This window comes from Priestia sp. TRM10, from assembly GCF_057808375.1.
The window spans coordinates 261,147-281,692 of sequence record NZ_JBJZOT010000002.1 but is presented as its reverse complement, the minus strand read 5'-3'; the positions used below and the strand labels follow the sequence as shown (position 1 = coordinate 281,692).

Annotated in this window: 20 protein-coding genes; 6 read left to right on the top strand and 14 right to left on the bottom strand. The window is 35.0% G+C overall.

The annotated features are described in order from the left end of the window. The first annotated feature begins 3 nt into the window (after positions 1-3). The 4 genes from nikB to ACK3CR_RS01405 are packed head-to-tail and all read left to right on the top strand — an operon-like array spanning position 4 to position 3,351. On the top strand, positions 4-951 hold the full coding sequence (gene nikB, locus ACK3CR_RS01420; RefSeq protein ID WP_328124552.1) for a nickel ABC transporter permease: 948 nt from the start codon (positions 4-6) through the stop codon (positions 949-951). Beyond that, complete coding sequence (nikC, locus tag ACK3CR_RS01415; protein WP_430238637.1) at positions 948-1,796, top strand: nickel transporter permease; 849 nt, start codon at positions 948-950, stop codon at positions 1,794-1,796. Before nikB ends, nikC begins: the two co-directional genes overlap by 4 nt. Then, positions 1,793-2,593: an ATP-binding cassette domain-containing protein gene (locus ACK3CR_RS01410; protein WP_243509661.1), complete on the top strand. Its 801-nt coding sequence runs from the start codon at positions 1,793-1,795 to the stop codon at positions 2,591-2,593. Before nikC ends, ACK3CR_RS01410 begins: the two co-directional genes overlap by 4 nt. Next, positions 2,590-3,351: an ABC transporter ATP-binding protein gene (locus ACK3CR_RS01405; protein ID WP_430238639.1), complete on the top strand. Its 762-nt coding sequence runs from the start codon at positions 2,590-2,592 to the stop codon at positions 3,349-3,351. Before ACK3CR_RS01410 ends, ACK3CR_RS01405 begins: the two co-directional genes overlap by 4 nt. A 219-nt stretch (positions 3,352-3,570) precedes the next feature. On the opposite strand, the gene ACK3CR_RS01400 is transcribed toward ACK3CR_RS01405, so the two are convergent. The 3 genes from ACK3CR_RS01400 to ACK3CR_RS01390 all read right to left on the bottom strand — a co-directional run bounded on the left by ACK3CR_RS01400 (position 3,571) and on the right by ACK3CR_RS01390 (position 5,486). After that, a complete protein-coding gene (locus ACK3CR_RS01400) occupies positions 3,571-3,858 on the bottom strand; it encodes a YxcD family protein (protein WP_243509665.1) in 288 nt (95 codons plus the stop codon). Beyond that, on the bottom strand, positions 3,846-4,292 hold the full coding sequence (locus ACK3CR_RS01395; RefSeq protein ID WP_243509667.1) for a hypothetical protein: 447 nt from the start codon (positions 4,290-4,292) through the stop codon (positions 3,846-3,848). Before ACK3CR_RS01395 ends, ACK3CR_RS01400 begins: the two co-directional genes overlap by 13 nt. Before the next feature lie 321 nt (positions 4,293-4,613). Further along, positions 4,614-5,486: a LysR family transcriptional regulator gene (locus ACK3CR_RS01390; RefSeq protein WP_328124543.1), complete on the bottom strand. Its 873-nt coding sequence runs from the start codon at positions 5,484-5,486 to the stop codon at positions 4,614-4,616. A gap of 125 nt (positions 5,487-5,611) precedes the next feature. Here ACK3CR_RS01390 and ACK3CR_RS01385 point away from each other — a divergent pair, with 125 nt between their 5' ends. After that, entirely contained in the window at positions 5,612-6,325 is a 714-nt protein-coding gene (locus ACK3CR_RS01385; RefSeq protein WP_243509672.1) for a DUF554 domain-containing protein, read from the top strand. Positions 6,326-6,563: 238 nt separating this feature from the next. Here ACK3CR_RS01385 and ACK3CR_RS01380 read toward each other — a convergent pair whose 3' ends face one another. The 3 genes from ACK3CR_RS01380 to ACK3CR_RS01370 are packed head-to-tail and all read right to left on the bottom strand — an operon-like array spanning position 6,564 to position 8,213. Continuing rightward, positions 6,564-7,187, bottom strand: coding sequence for an FMN-binding negative transcriptional regulator (locus ACK3CR_RS01380; protein WP_328124540.1), 624 nt, complete (start codon positions 7,185-7,187; stop codon positions 6,564-6,566). A gap of 29 nt (positions 7,188-7,216) precedes the next feature. After that, on the bottom strand, positions 7,217-7,735 hold the full coding sequence (gene paiA, locus ACK3CR_RS01375) for a spermidine/spermine N(1)-acetyltransferase (RefSeq protein WP_328124539.1): 519 nt from the start codon (positions 7,733-7,735) through the stop codon (positions 7,217-7,219). 25 nt (positions 7,736-7,760) lie between these two features. Continuing rightward, positions 7,761-8,213 carry a MarR family winged helix-turn-helix transcriptional regulator gene (locus ACK3CR_RS01370; RefSeq protein WP_328124537.1) on the bottom strand — a complete coding sequence of 151 codons (453 nt, stop codon included), beginning with the start codon at positions 8,211-8,213 and terminating at the stop codon, positions 7,761-7,763. 328 nt (positions 8,214-8,541) lie between these two features. Here ACK3CR_RS01370 and ACK3CR_RS01365 point away from each other — a divergent pair, with 328 nt between their 5' ends. Beyond that, complete coding sequence (locus tag ACK3CR_RS01365) at positions 8,542-9,240, top strand: copper homeostasis protein CutC (RefSeq protein WP_243509680.1); 699 nt, start codon at positions 8,542-8,544, stop codon at positions 9,238-9,240. Positions 9,241-9,642: 402 nt separating this feature from the next. On the opposite strand, the gene ACK3CR_RS01360 is transcribed toward ACK3CR_RS01365, so the two are convergent. From ACK3CR_RS01360 to ACK3CR_RS01325, 8 genes are all read right to left on the bottom strand, one after another. After that, positions 9,643-10,020 (bottom strand): iron chaperone, encoded by a 378-nt coding sequence (locus ACK3CR_RS01360; RefSeq protein ID WP_243509683.1) that lies wholly within the window; start codon positions 10,018-10,020, stop codon positions 9,643-9,645. A 535-nt stretch (positions 10,021-10,555) separates the two neighbouring features. After that, positions 10,556-11,533, bottom strand: a complete 978-nt coding sequence (locus ACK3CR_RS01355) for a 3-hydroxyacyl-CoA dehydrogenase family protein (RefSeq protein WP_328124532.1) — start codon at positions 11,531-11,533, stop codon at positions 10,556-10,558. Further along, positions 11,530-12,291: an SDR family NAD(P)-dependent oxidoreductase gene (locus ACK3CR_RS01350; RefSeq protein WP_243509687.1), complete on the bottom strand. Its 762-nt coding sequence runs from the start codon at positions 12,289-12,291 to the stop codon at positions 11,530-11,532. Before ACK3CR_RS01350 ends, ACK3CR_RS01355 begins: the two co-directional genes overlap by 4 nt. 368 nt (positions 12,292-12,659) lie before the next feature. Beyond that, entirely contained in the window at positions 12,660-13,946 is a 1,287-nt protein-coding gene (gene hisD / locus ACK3CR_RS01345) for a histidinol dehydrogenase (RefSeq protein WP_243509689.1), read from the bottom strand. A gap of 197 nt (positions 13,947-14,143) precedes the next feature. Beyond that, the gene (locus tag ACK3CR_RS01340) at positions 14,144-15,148 is read right to left on the bottom strand and encodes a LacI family DNA-binding transcriptional regulator (protein ID WP_328124527.1); all 1,005 of its coding nucleotides are present in this window, start codon (positions 15,146-15,148) and stop codon (positions 14,144-14,146) included. 1,065 nt (positions 15,149-16,213) lie between these two features. Further along, complete coding sequence (locus ACK3CR_RS01335; protein WP_243509693.1) at positions 16,214-17,314, bottom strand: GerAB/ArcD/ProY family transporter; 1,101 nt, start codon at positions 17,312-17,314, stop codon at positions 16,214-16,216. Between the two features lie 325 nt (positions 17,315-17,639). After that, positions 17,640-18,869 (bottom strand): Ger(x)C family spore germination protein, encoded by a 1,230-nt coding sequence (locus tag ACK3CR_RS01330; protein ID WP_328124526.1) that lies wholly within the window; start codon positions 18,867-18,869, stop codon positions 17,640-17,642. Further along, complete coding sequence (locus ACK3CR_RS01325; RefSeq protein WP_243509697.1) at positions 18,859-20,481, bottom strand: spore germination protein; 1,623 nt, start codon at positions 20,479-20,481, stop codon at positions 18,859-18,861. Before ACK3CR_RS01325 ends, ACK3CR_RS01330 begins: the two co-directional genes overlap by 11 nt. Positions 20,482-20,546 lie beyond the last annotated feature (65 nt).

Sequence of the window (20,546 nt, the reverse complement as noted above, 5' to 3'; positions counted from 1 at the left end):
TAGATGATTCAAATTATTGTTCGGAAGTTTCTTGAAGTTTTTATTTTTATGTTGTTTATTACCTTTGTAAGCTTTTTATTTATTAGGCTTGCACCTGGGGATCCCGTGTTGACTATTCTGAATGTTGATGAACTATCTGTTAGTCAAGAACAGGTGGAAATGTTGAGAGAAGAAATGGGATTCAACAAGCCTTTACTCGTTCAATACGGGTATTGGCTTCTTAATTTTATTCAACTTGATTTCGGTCAGTCGTATGTTACTGGTCAACCTGTAATAGAGATGATTTTAACTGGTCTTCCCGCTACAGTTGAATTAACAATTGGGTCAATGATCGTTATGTTGGCAGTATCGATTCCATTAGGTTCCTTATCAGCTCTGTATCGGGATAGTTGGATTGATCAGATTAGTAGAATACTATCAATTATTGGAGCAGCTATACCTAGTTTTTGGTTAGGTCTTATTTTTATTGATTTAATTAGTGTACATTTTAGTTGGCTTCCAACAATGGGAAGAGATGGACTATCCTCATTAATCTTACCATCGCTGACACTTGGTTTAGCTATTTCTAGTGTATATGTCCGCTTGCTTCGTTCAAGCTTACTTGATTCTCTTGGTCAAGAATTTATTCGTTCAGCAAGAGCTCGTGGTCTGTCAGATAAACGAATCTTTTTAGTCCATGCATTTCGACATAGTCTCCCTCCGGTTATTACTGTATTTGGGGTAAGTTTGGGAAGCTTAATTGGTGGTGTAGTGGTGATTGAAGTTCTATTTGCATATCCGGGTATAGGAAAACTTGTAGTTGATGCAATACGCCAACGAGATTATCCACTCATACAAGGATATATTTTAATCATGTCTGCTGTGGTTTTTATTGTAAATACATGTGTAGATTTGTCTTATCGATATTTGAACCCAGAAATGAAATTAAAAGAAACGGAGAGTAATAGATGAAAGGTCTTTCTATGCATTTGTTTAATGAAAAAAAGCCTGTCTGGCAAGGGATAATTGGGTTGCTATCCATTGTCTTTATAATTTTAGTCTCTATTTATACTTTTTACTTTTTAAAGCATGATCCTACATTAACAAATCTTGATGAACGTCTCCAAGAAGTGAGCTTTCAGCACCCACTTGGTACAGACCATCTTGGTAGAGATGTGTTGACTAGGCTATTGTTAGGCGGGATTCAGACAATTGGGTATAGTTCTTTAGCACTCATTGTTGCTCTCCTTATTGGAATCCCCTTTGGTCTTATTTCAGGATATAAACGTGGGCTAGTTGATCGGATATTTATGAGAATTGCCGATGGATTTTTAGCCTTCCCTGATACAATTGTTGCTATTGTCTTAAGTGGTTTGCTCGGACCTGGGATAGGTAACCTTGTCCTTGCTATCGTGTTGGTTAAATGGGTAAGTTATGCTCGTCTAGTCCGTAGCACAGTTTTATCAGAATCCCAAAAAGATTATGTGTTGGTTGCGAAAATCAACGGACTATCTTCAATTAAAATTATGCAGAAGCATTTATTTCCCCATATTGTAGGAAACGTTCTTGTTTTGGCAAGTCTTGATTTAGGTAAAATTATTCTTCTCATTTCCTCTCTCTCATATATAGGGCTAGGAGCACAACCACCAACTCCTGAATGGGGAGCAATGCTAAACGACTCACGTCCCTATTTTGAGTCAAAACCTGAATTAATGATATACCCTGGTTTAGCCATTGTAGTCGTAGTATTACTGACTAACATGCTAGGAGACTATTTACGTGATCATTTTGATGTAAAAAAGGAGATACGAAAATGATTTTATCGATTGAAAGAGTATCCATTAGCAGTAGAGAAAAGAAAATTGTTAATAACGTGTCCCTTTCGATTCGCAAAGGAGAATGGTATGCTCTTGTCGGGCAAAGTGGAAGTGGAAAAAGTCTATTATCCCAGTCAATTGGACAACTTCTTCATTCTAATTTACAGATAGAAGGAAAGATTTTTTTTAAAGGAAAGAACTTACTTGAATTCGCACCAAAGCAAATTCAAACAGTACGTGGTCAAAAAATTTCTTATATTTTTCAAGATTATCAAGGTTCTTTTACACCATTCCGTACCATTTCTCAACATTTCGAAGAATACCAGAAAGCGCATGGGATTCATGACCCAAAAACCCGCGAATTAAATGCAAAGGAAGAACTTGAAGCTGTTGGGCTAGACGAAACACTATACAATCGATATCCCTTTCAATTAAGTGGTGGACAACTTCAACGTGTCTCAATTGCATTGGCACTTTTACTATCTCCAGATTTATTAATTGCAGATGAAATAACAACTGCGCTTGATAGTGTTTCTGGACACCGAATTTTAGAATTACTTGACAAACGGCAAAAAGAAAAAGGATGTACCATATTATTTATTACTCATGATTGGCGACATGTTAAAAGATATGCAACTCGCTTAGCAGTGATGAAGGAAGGGGAAATTGTTGAATCAGGTAATAAACATCGTATACTTGATCATCCAAGGCATGAATATACCAAGCAATTAATTCAAGCAGCTCCTACACTTGGACGTGGGCTCCCTTCAGGTTTACCGGAGGTTGAAAACAAATGAATTTACTTACTGTACACGAATTAAAAAAATCATATCAGGGTAAGAAAAACATTCTTGATAACATCTCGTTTGAACTGAACAAGGGAGAATGTCTAGGTCTTGTCGGTGAAAGTGGCTGTGGTAAGAGCACATTAGCCCGCTGCCTACTCCGAATTGAACCGATTGATAGCGGATCAATTTATTTTAAGGATAAGGCAATTGAGCAATTGAATGATCGACAGTTATATCCTTATCGAAGAAAGATTCAAATTGTGCTACAAAACCCTTCAGCCTCTTTAAATCCAAAACTTAAAATAAAAGATTCACTTATTGATCCTTATGCTCAATTTAAGAATGACCTTAATCTTATACATTTTTCCTGTACTTCAAAGGATGCTTTTATAAAGCAGCTTCTTGAAGTCGTTGAGTTACCATCTAGCTTGGCAGATCGATATCCTCACGAACTAAGTGGAGGTCAGCGACAACGTGTAACAATTGCCCGTGCTATTAGTATTGAACCTGAATTTATTGTCTTAGATGAGCCCACAGCAAGTCTTGACGTTATCTCTCAAGGAGCAATACTTACTTTATTAACAGATCTTCGTAAAGCATTAAATCTTTCATACTTGTTTATTTCACATGATCTTGCTGCTGTCAAAGAAATGAGTCAACGGATTATGGTCATGAAAGATGGCAAACTTGTTGATCAATTCGATAATGAACACTTATTTAATGAAGAACGCCATTCATATACAAAAGAGCTCATTTCAATTTTTTGACCAGTTGTATTGTAAAATTTTATTGTTAATAACAAGCCCTATTATTAGCTCGTTTATAGTAACTTGCATTAACAGAAAAGAAAAAGCACAGACTTGTTGTCACTGAACAAGTTTGTGCTCATTTTACTTTCCTGAATTTAGATAAAAATATAAATTGTTCCCCTAACTCCCCTGCCTCTTACTACAGCAAAACCTTTTATTCTAATCATCTTCCATTTATCAATTGATTAGTGCAATAATACCTTCTTCATCATCTAGCACTAGCTTGATGTCAGCGTAAGGATCTCTGTTCAAATATTCGTCAAGCCATAATCGAATAGCTTCAATTAAGTTTGCAGTAATTAAAACTTGCTTTCGTCCGTCTACGAAAGCTTCCGCAGAAAATCCGTAGCTATTATCATACATAAGCTCTACTTCGACTTCTTGAGGCTTTATTTGCTTTTTTTGAGAGATATAAACACAAAGAGCATTAATAATATCTTGCTCAGAAATGCTTAAGCTCCCCATGGATTAGTATCCTTCTTTTTCTTTTTATCTCTGAAAAACACAAAAACTTTGCGAATAACAGCAATTAAAACAACAATTGCTAGAACATTAATTAGTAAACCTAAGATAGATCCTAATATCCCCATATTTGCGAATAGGCTACCAAATAATAATCCAGCAAGTCCACCTATCATGAGACCTTTCATTAGACCACCCGACATAAAACCGCCTTTGTTATTTTTAGCATTTGTCGATTTATTTGTTGTAGTAGAGTCTTCTTTTTTCTTTTGGAAATTTAAATTGTTATTCGTACTGTTGTTATCGTTGTTAAAACTTTTTTTTCCTGACCTGTAAGATTTTGCTTCCACTGTTGTTGAATGATCTTGGAAAGCAAAGTTTCCAACAGGTAAAAATACAAGTACTGCCGTAAGTAAAGCTGCTAACACTTTTTTCATTTTATTAATTCCCTCCGTAAGTTTAAGCATGATGCTTTTATTAGCAAGTGCAAATCTATTACACTAACCAGGTTAACATATATATTTTAACATTTTTATAGGCCGTAAGAGTATTAAAACCTAATGTTAATCATTAAGAATTTATTTTGAAAGTTCATCTATTACCATTCTCTCAAGTGGTTTCCTAAATTATAAGGTAAAAATATGATTCTTTCATAACTTTTCTTCTTTTACAAAAAAATGCATTCGCTCCTAAAATGACTAGCGATAAGAGCTGTTATGTTAACTTCATAAAAATACCGTATACATAATTAGATAGATTTAGTTTGACTTTAACAACGGTTTTATATATTCAATAAACTTTTTGGCAGCAGGAGAAATTTCTTTTAGGGATGGTGCAGCAATGCTGATAAATCGATGTTGTTCTGGCTCTATATTAAGAATGGTAACGTTATGCGGCAGACCTTGCAGAACTAATTCAGGAATGACGCTCACACCTAGTTCATTTTCCACCATGGCTATAATAGCTTGGTCATCAGCCATCTCGAATGCGTTTTTAAGAGTAACACCGGTCTCTTTAAATATACGTTTTATATCATGGTCATAACCAGACTTTTGTATGATAAAGGATTCATTCTCTAATTGTTCAATACGGATTTTCTCTTGATTACTCAGAGGATGATTGTATGGAAGGATACAAACCAGTCTGTCTTTTTTTAGAGATATCGTTTCAAAACCTTCTAACGTAGGTAAGCTAACAAAACCAAAATCTACAACTCCATTAGCAATCCATTGTTCAATATCTTGATAACCTCCCTGTAAAATATTAATTTCTATAAAGGGATGCTCTTGTTTAAAATGCTTTATCCATCTAGGAAGCCATTGAATACAAACACTTGTAAAGGCTCCTATCCGAACTGAACCAACTTCAAGTCCATTGATACAGGAGGCTTCTTGCTTCATTTTTTCATCCCAATGTAGAATTGTTCGTATATATTTTAAGATCCTCTGCCCATTGCTTGTTAAAGTAATACCAGACCGACTTCTAATAAGTAAAGGAAAGCCAAGTTCAGCTTCAAGATTTGCGATAGAATAACTAACAGCAGACTGAGTTAAATTTAAAGCTTCCGCAGCTTTGGTTAGATTACCCAGCTCAACAACAGTGTCAAAAACTTCATATTTGGCAAGACTCATTTTTATCATTCCTATCCATAAATTTTATTCATGTTAAATATTGAAAACTTTGATTTTATTTATATGTAGTTTACCTCTATAATTTGAGAAAATACAACTGTATAGAAACGGACAGGTGAAAGAAAGTGATTTTAATAGGGGCTTTAGTAAATGGAATAGGTGTAAGTATCGGTACTTTAGTAGGGAGTCTACTTCGTCGTATACCAGATAGCATGAAGCACACTGTCATGAATGTAATGGGTTTAGCCATTATCGTTATGGGAGTACAAATGGGATTTAAAAGTGAGAATTTCCTTATCGTGATTTTAAGTCTTGCTATAGGGGCAGTAATTGGGGAGTTATTTGCCTTGGAAGATAAACTAACTAACATAGGAGGTTGGTTAGAGAAAAAAATCGGCTCAAGCAAAGAAGGAAGTATATCTCAAGGATTTATAACAGGTACTTTAGTATTCGTCGTTGGAGCAATGGGTATCATTGGTGCTTTAGATAGCGGAATTAGAGGTAATCATGATGTGTTATATACAAAAACGATTATAGATACATTTGTAGCATTAATATTGACTACAACCCTAGGGATTGGGGTTTTATTTTCTGCAATTCCGGTCATTTTATATGAAGGTTCAATTGCTATTTTTGCAACTCAAATTGAGCGTTTTATTCCTCATGCTTTAATGAATAGTTTTATTACAGAAATGACCGCTACTGGTGGAATTATGATTATTGCCATTGGTTCAAATTTAGTAGGGATTACCAACATCAAAGTGGCTAATCTTCTTCCTGGAATCGTAGTAACTGCACTGCTTGTTTCAATTATTTACGGTTTTAAATTACATTTCTAAAAATGAATATACGCCACAAAACCTTTCCTTTTCAGTAATGTAATTCTTGCTACTGAAGAGGAAAGGTTTCTCACTTTATTCCTATTTATTCAGAAGTACAACAACTATTTTAATAGAATATACCCTACACTATTGATGAAAAAATAGACTGAACGGTTTTTACCGTGCAGTCTATAAATAATGATCTTACTTTAGAAAATTAATCAGTTTTTTAGGACGATCAGACTTTTTATTATACTTATTTGTCCTTTTTTAACTTCCTCTCCATCAATTGTGCCATTTGTTGAGAATTTAAAGTCTTTTCTTCATAGAGTCTATTAACGATGTTCTGATAGTCCCCTTCACTACGATTTTGACTTAGTTTATTGGCAGCTTGAATTTCTTGTACTTTAATCTTAAATCCAACAATCCCTTTTAGTTCTTTTTCTAAAACTTCAGGAGAAAGCTTATCCCATAAAACAGGATTCTTACGATGTTTTTCGTATTTTTGCAACAACTTTGTCAGGTCCTGTTTTAACTCTTCTTCGTTCAAAATGCAAGCTATACCATATACATGTACAGCTTGATAGTTCCATGTTGGCACATTTTCCTGCTTGTACCAAGAAGAAGAGATATAAGCGTGTGGTCCTTGGAACATCACCAATACATTTTCACAGGTTTCAAATGTTCTCCATTGAGGGTTCCCATAAGCGACATGCCCTGTTATATAGTAAGTATCTCCTTCTTTCACTAACTGCAAGGGCAAATGAGTGGCAATGGGTTTCCCGTGTTTTGTTGTGACCAACATGCCAAAGGAGTTTTCTTGAACAAATCCCCATATTTCATCGACATTTGTGACTTTAAAATATTTTGGAATATACATAATTAGCCACTTCTCCTCTCAAAAAGAAGTTATACGAGTGTTTTCACCATTATAAAGTCTACTTGCTCTTCATCCCCCATATAAAAAGAGTGGGCTCCAGTTTGAATAAATCCCATTTTCTTATAAAAGATGAGGGCATTTTCATTTTTCTCCCATACGCCTAGCCAGATTTTCTTTTTATTATGTTCCATTGCCATATCTATTGCTTTATTGAATAGATATTTACCAAGCCCATGTTTTTGAAAGTTATTCTTTATATAAATCCTTTCAATTTCAAGGGATTCATCCCCCATCTCTTCAGACTGAGCATCATCGGTATTGACCTTTAAATAGCCTGCAATTTCGTTATCAACATAAACAAAAAAGAAATGTGAAGACGTATTAGATAATTCTTTCTCTACTTGTTCTAAGTTAAAAGCCTTTTCCAAATAGGCTTCCATATTTTCAGGTGAATTCTGATGCTTAAAAGTTTCATTAAATGTTTCATAACTAATTTCTTGAAGTTTTCGTAAATCTTCAAGGGTACATTTTTTTATATTTATCACCATTACAATCAGTCGCTCCTTTAGGTTATCAATAATTTCTCTTGTTGCCTTTTTTTACAAGCTCCCAGTCTTTTTCTATATTTTTTCTTACTCTTTGAAGAAGATGAAAAATGGTTTCTACTTCTCTTTCGGATAATCCCTCTAAGGCAACGATATTGGAATAATCATTTTCTCTTTTTATAAATGGATATACCTTTTTCCCTTTCTCTGTTGGAAAGAGTTTTTTAATTTTTTTGTTATGTTTATCTTCTTTCTTTTCAATAAAGCCATTCATTTCAAGTTTTTTTATAGCACGAGAGGCTGTGGTTCGATCTACTTTTATCATCTCAACTAACTTTTCTTGAATGATTCCTGGGTTTTCACATATTCGCACAAGGTATAAATACTGCCCTTTTGTAAGGTCATATTCTTTAAATTCTATATTACTTATAGAATCTAAGGCCCTTGCTATCATTCCAATTTCACGAAGAATCTCCTTCATAATTCACTCCTTAGTACATAATTTGTTGCAAATGCAATAAAAAAGCATATATTAAATTTAACTTATTTTTATTGCATTTGCAATAAAAAAAGTTATAAACAATAAAAACATGAAGGCATCATTGCATGATGTGATAGTATTCTAACAACTCACTTAAGGCAGAAAATCATTCGTTATATTTTTAAGGATATATAAGACAATATCATTTGAAATTTAAATGTTGCTTTCTCAATCGAAGGAAAGTTAATATGGTATCCTTTTATTAAAGTCTTTTATTATCAAAAGGATAAAGCAGAGAAAGAATCAGCATAAAAGGAAGGTTGAGACTATGTTCATAGAATTTATTGCGACAACGTTAGAAGATGCTCTATTAATTGAACAATCGGGGGCGGATCGGATTGAGTTAGTATCCGCTTTAACAGAAGGAGGCTTAACACCAAGTCACTCCTTAATCGAAGCCGTAGTTAACCGTGTAAACATTCCAGTCAATGTGATGGTACGGCCACATAGCCAATCATTTTGTTACTCTCATGACGACTTTTCGATCATGAAAAATGATATAAAAATAATTCGTTCATTAGGTGCAAATGGTGTTGTACTAGGAGTGTTGAATGAGAAACATGAAGTCAACCAACACATGCTTGAAGAGTTATTAATGGAATGCGACGGTATAGAAGTTACATTTCATCGAGCAATTGATTGTACAACTAGTCCTGTTCAAGCGGCTCAAACATTAGCCCAATACAAAGAAATAACAACTATTTTAACTTCTGGTGGAAATGATGAAGTTTCCAGTCGCTTGCAAACTATTCAGAAAATGAAACCAGTATGTAAGCATATTTCAATTTTGGTTGGAGGTGGATTAAATACAAGCAATATTCTTTCTGTTCATTCAACAGTAAAAACAGGGTATTATCATTTTGGTACCGCTGTGCGAAAAAACCATAGTCTGATCGAAGGGATTCATCTAGCCAAAGCAAAAGAAATTGTTCAAATATTAAAAGATGAAGAGAGAAAATCAATATAAAAATCTTTCTAACATGTGATGTAGGGATGCCAACAAGCATAATGGATTTATATTCTGATACAAGAGATCATTTTTAAATAAGGGACTCCCTTATAATTTAGCTTAGGTTAACTAAAAACTTAGTCAGAAAAAATCCTGTTCTTTGAAGAACAGGATTTTTTCTGACTGTTAGTTTTTCTGATTATGCAGTGCACGTTTAAGGGAAGCAGTCAATAACTTATTTTCCACGCCCCCACTATTAATCATTAAAGTACTAGGATGTAAATCTTGATTATATGAGACGAGATTATAGTAAAGGTGCTCGTCTTTCTTTTATTTGATATCTTCTTGAAAAACGCTATCCATAAATACGAATTTGGAATGAAAAAATACCCCTAACACTCTTTGAAATTCAAAGTAGTTCTAACAAGAAGTATCATCGCCCGCTCTCCAAATAAATATAGTCTTTTTCACAAAATCTTCAAGTCCACTATCATGCAAATCAACTGATTTTTTTATGCGTATACACCCTTTTCCATAATCCAATCCGCTCAGAAACTTATTGGCATCTTCTATTTTTTCAATGTTGCCCACGTATAGACTCACATAAGATTTTTGAGCATTCAAATGAAATAATTTGGAGGTTTCACTACCATAACAAAGCATTTTGTATTGGATGCCCTCCTCAAGTTCTGGCGCATTTTCTAAAATAAATTCTCTTACAATTAATAGCTTCTCTTTTCTCCAGTCATCGTCTAGTAGTTCAAAATATTCTTTTGGAGTTTTAGCTTCATATTGCATTGTCAAACCTCCATTAAATCTTTTTATATTTTATCTTGTTTACTGATTTCACGGAAAACTACCCAATAATGAATAAATAATCCTTCAATTTTTCGGAACAGCTATTGTTGGGATAGTGGAATAGTGGTTTAAAAACAAAGAGTCTTCATCCCCTGAAGTTGTAGCTAGACAGGTAGGAGCGTTATTAGATAGAAATTTATAGGTCCTTTAAAATATCGAGAAATCCTAAACCTTATTAATATTAACTACTTCTACTTCATAGTGATGGATTCTATATTCGTTTTTAGTATTTCAGTTGTCTCAGGCACCACGTTTTTTAACATATTTTATGTTAACTAGAAATGCATATCTTATACATAGATAAATATGAAAGTAGCCTTGTAAATTGCATGCCTCAAGTTTTTAAAAGCGTGAAAACAGGATTAAATTAAAAAAGAGAAGGGAAGCTCTTCTCTTTTTACTATATAACGATCTATATTTAGATACTCTTCTTCATTCTAAATTCTCCGCAACCCTTGGCTTATTTTTATTTCCGTTAATTTTCTGTTTCGACAAAACCGTCTTTTTTAAGTGCTACTAAATCTCTTTTCAACCAATAAATAAGTTGTTGTTCACGTTCTTCGTTCATTTTCTTAGATTGATCTTGAGACCATTGATAAAATCCCTTACCTGTTTTTTGGCCATAATTCCCCTCATCCACAAGGTTTTTCATCATGTTAAACGATTCCTCATGTTTACTTAAATCAGGAAATAGATAGGATGATATGGAATCAAATACATCGAGTCCTCCCATATCAGCTGTCATAAATGGCCCTGTCACTGATAGGCGTCTTCCTATACTATAACAGACAGCTTTATCAATATCTTCTATGGAAGCCACTCCTTGTTCAAGAATATATTGAGCTTCACGGAACAAAGCATATTGCAATCGATTTCCAATTGAACCAAGAATATCTTTTTTAACGACAATTGGCTTTTTATTCATATGCTTAAGTAATTCCATTGTTCGATCAACAGTCTCTTTTGAGGTATGTTCTCCACGTATGATTTCTACAAGAGGAATTAAATGACCAGGATTCCAAAAGTGAGTAACTAATGTCCTTTCTGGATACGATGTAAGGGAAGCAATGTCTGTCGGACTCAAACCAGATGTGTTACTAGCCAGTATTACGTTTGGGGAGCATAAGACATCTAATTCTTGGAACATTTTTTGCTTTAAACTCAAGTTTTCTGGAATTCCCTCAATAATGAAGCTTACTTCATTTACACATTCTTTTAAAGAAGTCGTAAAATGAATACGAGATTTTATACTTTTCGTTTCACTAGAATCCACTACTTCATATGTTGTTAACACATTTAATTTTTCCCCAACACCTTCCTTTCCACGTTGAATATCCTCGTCATCTATTCCCCAAGCTTTTACGTTGAAGCCAGCCATAGCTGCACATAAAGCTATAGAATGTCCCATTGTACCAGACCCTAGTATTGCCAGTTTTTCTTTAGAGGCGCTCATATCGCTGTCCAACCTCCATCCACTTTAATTGTTTCCCCTGTTATAAACTGAGCTAAGTCAGAAGCTAAAAAGACAACTGCTCCTGTAACATCGGATGGTTGAGCTAATTTCCCTAGAGGGATTCGCCCAATAACATCCTGATAAAATTCCTGGTTTTCAAACATTTTTTTCGTAAAATCTGTTTCAATAAAAGTAGGAGCAACTGCATTTACCTTCACATTATATGGAGCCCATTCAATTGCAAGTGCTTTTGTTAATTGAACTGCGCCCCCTTTACTAGAACAATAGGCAGAACGTTTAATATAACCCACAAAGGCCATTTGAGAAACCATATTAATAATTCGTCCTCCCCCTTGTTCTATCATGTATTTCCCCACTCGTTGTGCACAGAAAAAAGTTCCTTTTAAATTAGTGTCTATAACTTGGTCCCAGTCTTCTTCTGTCACTTCTAGTGCTGGTTTAGGAATATTAACCCCAGCATTGTTTACGAGTATATCAATTCCTCCCAATGTGGAAACTGCTTCATCTACCATGTCATACACATTTGGTATGTTTTGCATATCCGCCTTTAAGTAAAAAGAGCCGGAATGAATCTGTTTTAATTCGTTTGTAGTTGAGACTAAATCTCCTTCATTACGACCTGTAATAACGGTATCGGCTCCTAACTTAGCAAACTCCAAAGCAATATCTTTGCCGATTCCTTTACTTCCTCCAGTAATTAATATCTTCTTACCTTTAAGTTCATCAAAATACCCCATTAGTGTCCCCTCCTATTGCATAGGAAAAATTTTATATATTTTGATTATGAGTCTATTAATCCAATAATCTCTATTATTAAACTAAACCAGTTAAACTGTAGACAAGGATGATAAAAAAACATGCAAGTGTTTTAATAATAGTTACGGCAAAAATATTTCTGTAAGCTTATTGTACGTTTCCCCTGTAACATTGAAATGAACGATGATTAAAAGTAGTATACTTAAATGTTTTTTTGTAAATGATTTCACTAAAAAGCAAACGCTTTCAAACATTTCAATGATAAATAAATATTTATAAGATTATATCTACAATAGTAAGTACTTAGTTAAAAAGGATACATAAGAAGTTTATGCATCCTTTTTATTAGTTATTTGGCTGTTACTTTTCCATAACGACGGACACGAAGAAGGGCTTGTTCCGCATGACCAGAAAAATTCTCTAGTTGACAAAGACGTGCTGCATATTCACCGATTTGGACGCTTGCCTCTTCTGTAACTTTTTGATACGTGCATGTTTTCAAAAACTTCCCTACCCAAAGTCCACCGGTATAGCGTGCTGCGCCTTTTGTTGGAAGGGTATGATTTGTACCAATTACTTTATCACCATATGCTACATTTGTTTCTGGTCCAAGGAATAAGCATCCATAATTATTCATATTTTTCAAGAAATAATCTGGATTTTTTGTTAAAATTTCCACGTGTTCAAAAGCCAGTTTATCAGCTTCTGTTAAAGCTTCCTGCTCATTTTCAACAATGATGATTCTTCCGTAATCTTCCCAGGAAACTCGTGCTACATCAGCCGTTGGAAGGTTTTGTAGCTGACGTTCAATTTCGTCTACAGTTTCTTGAGCTAATTTTTCAGATGTTGTAATCAATGCTCCTGGTGAAGTTGGACCGTGCTCTCCCTGTCCCAAAAGGTCAGTTGCAATCATTTCTGCATCTGCAGTTTCATCAGCAACTACTAATGTTTCTGTAGGCCCTGCAAAGAGGTCAATTCCCACCCGACCATATAATTGACGTTTTGCTTCTGCTACATATGCATTACCTGGACCTACCAGCATATCCACCGGTTCGATTGTTTCTGTACCAACAGCCATTGCAGCCATTGCTTGAATACCTCCAAGAATATAAATTTCATCAGCCCCTGCTAGATGCATAGCTGTAACTGTAGCTGCAGGAATTTCTCCAGCAATAGGTGGAGTGCAAGCAATCACTCGTTTTACTCCAGCTACTTTGGCTGTTAACACACTCATATGTGCAGAAGCAACCATAGGATAACGTCCACCAGGAATATAACAGCCAACACTCCCTACTGGAATGTTTTTGTGACCAAGAATAACACCTGGTAATGTTTCTACTTCAATGTCTAACATAGACTTTCTCTGTTCTTCAGCAAATTTCCTTACATTACTTTGAGCAAACTTAATATCTTCAATAATTTGTTCTGGCACGCTATTTACAATTTCAATAATTTGTTGATTTGTTAACCTAAAACTTTCTGGAGACCAATTATCGAACTTGCTGGATAATTCTCTGACCGCAGCGTCCCCTTCATCTTCAACTTTTTTAATTGTTTGACTTACTGTTGTTGATATTTGCATATCATTTTGAGCAATCTCTTCCTGGCTTTTCCCCTGTTTGAAAATTCGCACCATAATAAAACTCTCCCCTCTTTTTGCATACGTATTCATTTTGTTTTAGAAAGCAATTAATGTATGTTTCTTACAATTAACCAACATATAGTATGCTTTGATTTGAATCAAATCAGAATATGAATACGTATGCATTTTTTCATATCATTCACACTATTCTGTTTGTTGATTAGTATGAATGATAACCCTTTCATTGTCAACTATTCTTTTAATAACTTTACAGATTTTCTTTCAATAAGTGAACCCGAAAGAAATAGGCATTTAGGTTTTGTAGTTTCTTCCTCAACTCTATTTAATAATATATTAATAGTTTCTTCAATCATTTCATTCACTGGTTGCTGCCAGGTTGTTAAGGAATATAGAGGCCAAGAAGCCATTGCAATATCATCAAACCCTATAATTGATAAATCATTTGGAATAGATATCCCTAAGTTTTTAGCGGCATCTATTACTCCTAATGCCATAATATCATTTGCACAAAAAATTGCATCTGGACGATTACTACCTTTTAATAAGCGCATAGCTACATTGTACCCAGCTTCATAAGTATAATCTCCTTCTTCCACGATAGGTTTTATGCCTTTTTGTGTAAGGAACTCAACAAATCCCTTCTCCCGGTCACGACTTGTTGATGTATTTATACGACCAGAAATATAAGTGAATTTTCGATGCTCTTGTTTAAATAGATATTCCGCAATTTTCTTTCCGGCAGAGTAATTATCACAACATACAGAATGACAGGAAGAATCTTGAGTATATCTATTAAAAAGGACAATAGGTATATCATGTGTCGAAAGTCTGGAGACGACACTTGAAGATAATAAAACGTCCGTCATTATTACACCCTCTACATTGTATTCAAGAAATTGAGATACTTCGTCTTGGTCAATTTCATCATTCTTTGTATGGAAAAAAAGGACATGATATCCTCTTTCATATAAACTTTTGGTTAATTTATCTAGAATTTCTGGATAAAAAGGATTTTGGATATTTCCCATTACAAGACCAATTATATTAGTTTTATTAGTTATTAACCCTCTTGCTAAGGCATTTGGACGATATCCTATTTTTTTAGCTGCATCCAGCACTCGTTTTTGTGTCCTAGGCGATACCTTTGCACCTGGAGTAAATACTCTGGAGACAGTTGATTGTGAGACGTTAGCTAACTTAGCTACTTCTATTGCAGTGCTTTGTTTCTTTTTCAAATTTAACTCTCCTTACGTAATAAGTTTTTTCACTCAAAAAAACTTACTAATAGCTATACATGTTTATATTATAGAGTTTTTTTCATTTTAACAATTGACTAATCTAACTTTGCGAAAAAATAATAGCGTTTTATTTGAATATGCTATACAACTTATATACTTACTTAAAAAGGACAATAACTCCTCCTAGGAGGGCTTTAAGATTAATTACTTCTATATTTTTATAATCAGAAAATGAATTGGAATGATAACACTTACGCCTGTTAAAAGACCAGGTGAATAGCCTTTTCTATAATTATCATAAGTAAGTGTGGGAAAATAATATTTATGATCATTGAACCTAAAAATCCAAAATAAATGTAGATTAAAAAGAAATTATTTGGAAATAAATCACAAAAGACGATTGTAAGACAAACAAGCGAAGGAATTACAAATAAAGCAAATAAAAATTGGTCTTACCTTATTTTCTTAGTCATTTTAATTTTTTCTTCATTTTCGAGACTGTCTCGTTAGTCAAACTGCTTCTTCAAGATTATGTATTGTAATTGCAAATAGAAATAATAATGATATATCCGTTAGGTCTCCTGCTAACTTTTTATGTAAATTTTAACATAACATCTCTATTCCTAAATAATATATTTAATTTCCTCGAACGTGCTTTACGTTAACTAGAATCGAATCCTTTCGCCATATAAAATATACATGGGGTTGTGGAAAGGAGCTATTCAATGAGTCTTCCTAATGAAGTAACTGGTTTTTATAGTCCAACAGATGATAAACCAAATGAAATAGAGGAGAAGCCATTTAAAGGTGAACTACTATTTATTTGTTTTCTTTAATTTAAAGTATGCATACATGCTTAAAACAATGGTAACCAGCACTAAACAGCTAAGTGGGAAAATAACAGTGTTAATGAAATGATCATAAAACCAAGTATACATAAAAAGCACCTCATCGTTCATATGGAGAGAAAAGGATACTTTTAATCATCCCCTGACTCTCTACTTCTTAAAAGATTTATTTGTTATAAACCTTTAATAACTTCATGTTCGGCAAAATGATGCATTATTCCCTCTGTTTCTTCCTATTTTTTAAGAAAGCAACAATAAGAAGAAGGAAAGGAATTATTACTAGGAGAGGAATATGAAGAACAAACATGGTTATCTTCAGTCCCTCATGGAGGTGTTCCTGGACGTTACTCGCAATCGTGATGGATAAGAAAAGAATAGCTATGCCTAAAGGGTATGATAGTCGGGAAGGTGATTCAATGTTAAATAAACTAGCCGTGCCTATAACAGCTGCATAAAATAACACGCTAATCTTAAAAAAAATACCAATTACTAAGGCGATCATAAAAAATACATCAAGACGTTCCAAGAAATCAGCAACCTGGATGCTTTGTACAGTACTAAGAAGAGGGAATTGTGAACGTGCTGTCAAATCCACTCCAAGCACACTAACATTAATGATCATCGTAATCACCAAATTGATGCCACTTAATCCTGTTGCACATAACATGGTCACTTTTGCCTTCTTAGGATTATTTAAATAAGGAAAAATCATCGTAAACACAATAGCTTCTGCAAACGGAAAATATAAGGTTTGAGTAACGACAACTTTTAAGACGGGTAACATCCCTTCTTCGAGTACTGGTTGTAAGTTGGTAAAATCGATTAAACCAGAACTCACAATGAGAATAAATCCAGTGACAGCAAGGATATACATCGGTATAAAAAGGACCTCGCCTGAGCGCGCGATAACTTCAATTCCTTTTCGAACCATATAAATAATGACAAGCATTAATAAAGCATTTGCGATAAATAAAGGCGTATCAGGATAGGCAAAGGTTAGTAACATTTCCCCAAAATCACGTAGAATTCTTGATGCATCATACATAAAGTAAAGCATGTAGATAAAGGCAAGTACTGTTCCCATCACTTTACCTAAGATTTTTTGCATGTACTCCGTAGGCAAGAGATTTGGATAATAGAAGTAAAGCTTGTGGTAGATTAAAAATAAAACCAAACTGCCTATCATTCCAAGTAGAATCGCAAGCCAAGCGTCCTGTTTTGCATCCATGGCAAGAGGGACAAGTAAAGAACTACCTAGTTCAAATAGGACCATTAAAACAAAGAGCTGACTGGCACTAATTTTGGCTTTTTCCACTCACCTTCCACCTCCTTTTCTCTGCTTTCGCTTCTCTTTTATCCTCCGAAAATGTAAATAAAGACAAGTAAGGTTCCCATCACCTCATTTAAGACTTTTGCATGTATTCTGGAGGCGAAAAATCGGAATATTACCAATAAAGTTTATGATAGATTAAAAATAGAACCAAACCGTTACTATTCCAAATAAAATCTTCAGCCAGGCACCTCGCGCTTTGCTCTCATGGAAAAGGGCATGAACATAGCACTCAGTTCAAACACAATCATTAAGATAAAGAGCTGAGTCGCCCTAATTTTGGCTTACTCCATTCCATTGGTACCTTTCTTTACTCCTGGTTCTCTTTTACACCTGAAAGAAACGACTTGTTTCGTAAGCCAGTACGACGGATATAGGCCTCCACGGTAATATCTACATCTAAATTCGGAAAATACACATCGCTCCATTCAGATTTTATTTTTTTCCATTCATTTGGTCTCGAACGGTGGACAACTTCACCAAAACCAAGGATATCTGTTTTGTTTTTCTGAGCATGTTTAATGGCTTCTTTTAACTCGTTTTTAATTTCTTTTCTCAAAGACTGTTCAATCTTTGTAATGACCTTTGTATTGGTGATATCAATAGGTATCTTCATTTCACCAATATCTCCTTCAACACGAGCATGAATCGAAATGTGAGGGTGACCATCCTTCACTTTGGCAGACACATCTGTTTTTTGACGGACGGTTTTATAGGCTATTGCTGCTTTTTTTCCTTCCCAATCAACATTAATAGCCGTTCCTTGTATTTTATCTAAAATCCATACCGTTCCTCTTGCTGTTTTTCCATACAGCCAATCCACTAATTTTCCTTGTTTTAAAACAGCAATTCCGGAAGCTCGAAGCGTTGCTTCAGGTGCACTTTCTTGAAGGTTTTCTAGCATCCGTGCTTGTTTAGGGTTTCCCACCATACGAAATCCAGATACGACTGTTTCCTCTTTGGAAGATTGCAGTCCTTTCATTACATCTTGGAGTGAAACTTTTACATTCTCTCCCCATTGTCTTTCTGTGAATTCTAAAGTTTTCAGCACTTTATTTGCTGGAATCTTATCAACAGGAGTTAGTGTTTTAATTAAATCCGCAGCAGTGGAGTGGTTAGCAATGACAAGAGTTGAGGTAGTCCGAAATTCAGCATCCCGATCAAAAGCATCCATTAATACCTCAATCCCTTCTTCCCTTGCAAGACTTTCCCCAACGATGACTAAGTTTGTATGAGCATAATACAATCTCCGAGAAATTCTGCTTGAAGCCCGTCTGCTTGTTTCGACTATATTGTTCCCTGAAGCTGAATAGACGGTAACAGGGGGATTTTGTATATCGCCTCCGCTGCCTTGTGTACCTCCAGCCACGTTCCCAGGGTTAATAATTTGATATGTTAGGTTGTATCTTCCATCTTTTGTTTTATCAACTCCCATTGCTGCCACAATAGCAAGGTCTGTTAACTCCTTTTTACTCCAACAACTTGTTAGCAAGATGGTCACCGCCATCATTAATAAGAGAAAAGCCCCTTTACGTTTCATTGTTGTCACCTTCTTCAAGATTCCGCTTCACCATACCACGCGATGAAGGAGGATTTGGTCGCTGGTTGGTTCCTTCACGCCTAGTATTTGCACTTATTAATCGCGGTCTTTTTCTAAGTGTCCACCACGGTAATCGTACAACCGTATCTTCATTGTTTGATGGTATGAAAGGAGCCAATGGTGCCATATAGGGAATACCAAATGAACGTAAACTGCATAAATGGACGACCATCATAAGAAGTGCCAGAATAATGCCGTAGAAACCAAATACCGCTGCACATATCATAAACAGAAAACGGATTAAGCGAATCGAAATAGCCATAGCAAAGGAAGGTGTAGCAAAATTAGCAATCGCCGTTATGGATACAATGATAACCATAGCTGGTGACACAATACTAGCTTGAACGGCAGCTTGCCCAATAACAAGGGCACCAACAATGGACACAGCTGAACCAATGGCTTTGGGTAACCGAATCCCTGCTTCTCGCAAGATTTCAAAGGTGACCTCCATGAGAAGAGCTTCTACAAATGCTGGGAAAGGGACAGCTTCCCTTTGTGCTGCAATCGCTACGATAAGCTGTGTTGGGACCATCTCCTGGTGAAAAGTTGTAACAGCAACATAGGCAGCTGGCGCGATAAGTGAAATAAGAAACATAACAACACGTAAAAAGCGAATCGATGTCGAAATATCGAAACGAACATAATAGTCCTCAGGCGACTGGAAAAATTGGATAAAGACAGCTGGAGCAATCAGTACAAAAGGCGTTCCATCAACGAAAATAGCAATCCTTCCCTCTAAGAGATTCCCTGCCACTATATCTGGTCTTTCGGTATCGTAAATAGTGGGGAATGTGGTTATCGTTTGATCTTCAATGAGTTGTTGAATATAGCCTGATTCTAAAATGCTATCAATATCAATCTTATGTAATCGTTGGCGTATTTCTTCAATGACTTGATCATTCGCAATGCCATGTAAGTACATCATTGTTATATCTGTTTGGGTTACACGTCCAATTTTCATAGATTCAACCCATAAATCCGGGCTTTTAATAATTCGACGTACCATGGCTATGTTGGTTCCGATAGACTCTGTAAATGCTTCTTTTGGACCACGTACTACCATCTGGGTACTTGATTCGGTAATAGCACGCCTCTCTCCGCCTTTTGTCCCTACAATTAGTGCTTGATCTGTTTTATCAACTAGAAGAAGGGTATCACCTGCCAATAAGGATAAAAACAGGTCATTCCAGGTATTAATAGATGATACATTCCCGATTGTAATCATATCTTCAGAAATCAGATCGAACACGTTTTGCTGATTCACTGTTTCTTTATAATCGTCTTTCATTATCGATTCGAGTAAGAACTCTTGAATAGATTGATTGTCTACAATTCCTTCTACATAGACAATGGCTATCTTAATATCAAAATTCTCCCCCATTTTTAATTGACGAATGATGATGTCTGAACTGTTTCCTGTTTTCTGTTTAATAGTATCGAGATTCGCTGATAAGGAACTGTTTATATTTTCCACTGAGTTGTTATCAGATTGATTTTCAGCATCCTGTTGGGAGTCATTTTTTGATTTTCGATTTTTAAAAAACGAAGGCATAAATCAAGGCATCCTTCCTTTATTTTTTATTACCTTAACCATATAAGGGGTTTTTATGTAAATTT

Coding starts and splice junctions, on each gene's coding strand:
- nikB (WP_328124552.1), top strand. CDS start 4: ATGATTCAAATTATTGTTCGGAAGTTTCTTGAAGTTTTTATTTTTATG.
- nikC (WP_430238637.1), top strand. CDS start 948: ATGAAAGGTCTTTCTATGCATTTGTTTAATGAAAAAAAGCCTGTCTGG.
- ACK3CR_RS01410 (WP_243509661.1), top strand. CDS start 1,793: ATGATTTTATCGATTGAAAGAGTATCCATTAGCAGTAGAGAAAAGAAA.
- ACK3CR_RS01405 (WP_430238639.1), top strand. CDS start 2,590: ATGAATTTACTTACTGTACACGAATTAAAAAAATCATATCAGGGTAAG.
- ACK3CR_RS01400 (WP_243509665.1), bottom strand. CDS start 3,858: ATGGGGAGCTTAAGCATTTCTGAGCAAGATATTATTAATGCTCTTTGT.
- ACK3CR_RS01395 (WP_243509667.1), bottom strand. CDS start 4,292: ATGAAAAAAGTGTTAGCAGCTTTACTTACGGCAGTACTTGTATTTTTA.
- ACK3CR_RS01390 (WP_328124543.1), bottom strand. CDS start 5,486: ATGAGTCTTGCCAAATATGAAGTTTTTGACACTGTTGTTGAGCTGGGT.
- ACK3CR_RS01380 (WP_328124540.1), bottom strand. CDS start 7,187: ATGTATATTCCAAAATATTTTAAAGTCACAAATGTCGATGAAATATGG.
- paiA (WP_328124539.1), bottom strand. CDS start 7,735: ATGGTGATAAATATAAAAAAATGTACCCTTGAAGATTTACGAAAACTT.
- ACK3CR_RS01370 (WP_328124537.1), bottom strand. CDS start 8,213: ATGAAGGAGATTCTTCGTGAAATTGGAATGATAGCAAGGGCCTTAGAT.
- ACK3CR_RS01365 (WP_243509680.1), top strand. CDS start 8,542: ATGTTCATAGAATTTATTGCGACAACGTTAGAAGATGCTCTATTAATT.
- ACK3CR_RS01360 (WP_243509683.1), bottom strand. CDS start 10,020: ATGCAATATGAAGCTAAAACTCCAAAAGAATATTTTGAACTACTAGAC.
- ACK3CR_RS01355 (WP_328124532.1), bottom strand. CDS start 11,533: ATGAGCGCCTCTAAAGAAAAACTGGCAATACTAGGGTCTGGTACAATG.
- ACK3CR_RS01350 (WP_243509687.1), bottom strand. CDS start 12,291: ATGGGGTATTTTGATGAACTTAAAGGTAAGAAGATATTAATTACTGGA.
- hisD (WP_243509689.1), bottom strand. CDS start 13,946: ATGGTGCGAATTTTCAAACAGGGGAAAAGCCAGGAAGAGATTGCTCAA.
- ACK3CR_RS01330 (WP_328124526.1), bottom strand. CDS start 18,869: ATGAAACGTAAAGGGGCTTTTCTCTTATTAATGATGGCGGTGACCATC.
- ACK3CR_RS01325 (WP_243509697.1), bottom strand. CDS start 20,481: ATGCCTTCGTTTTTTAAAAATCGAAAATCAAAAAATGACTCCCAACAG.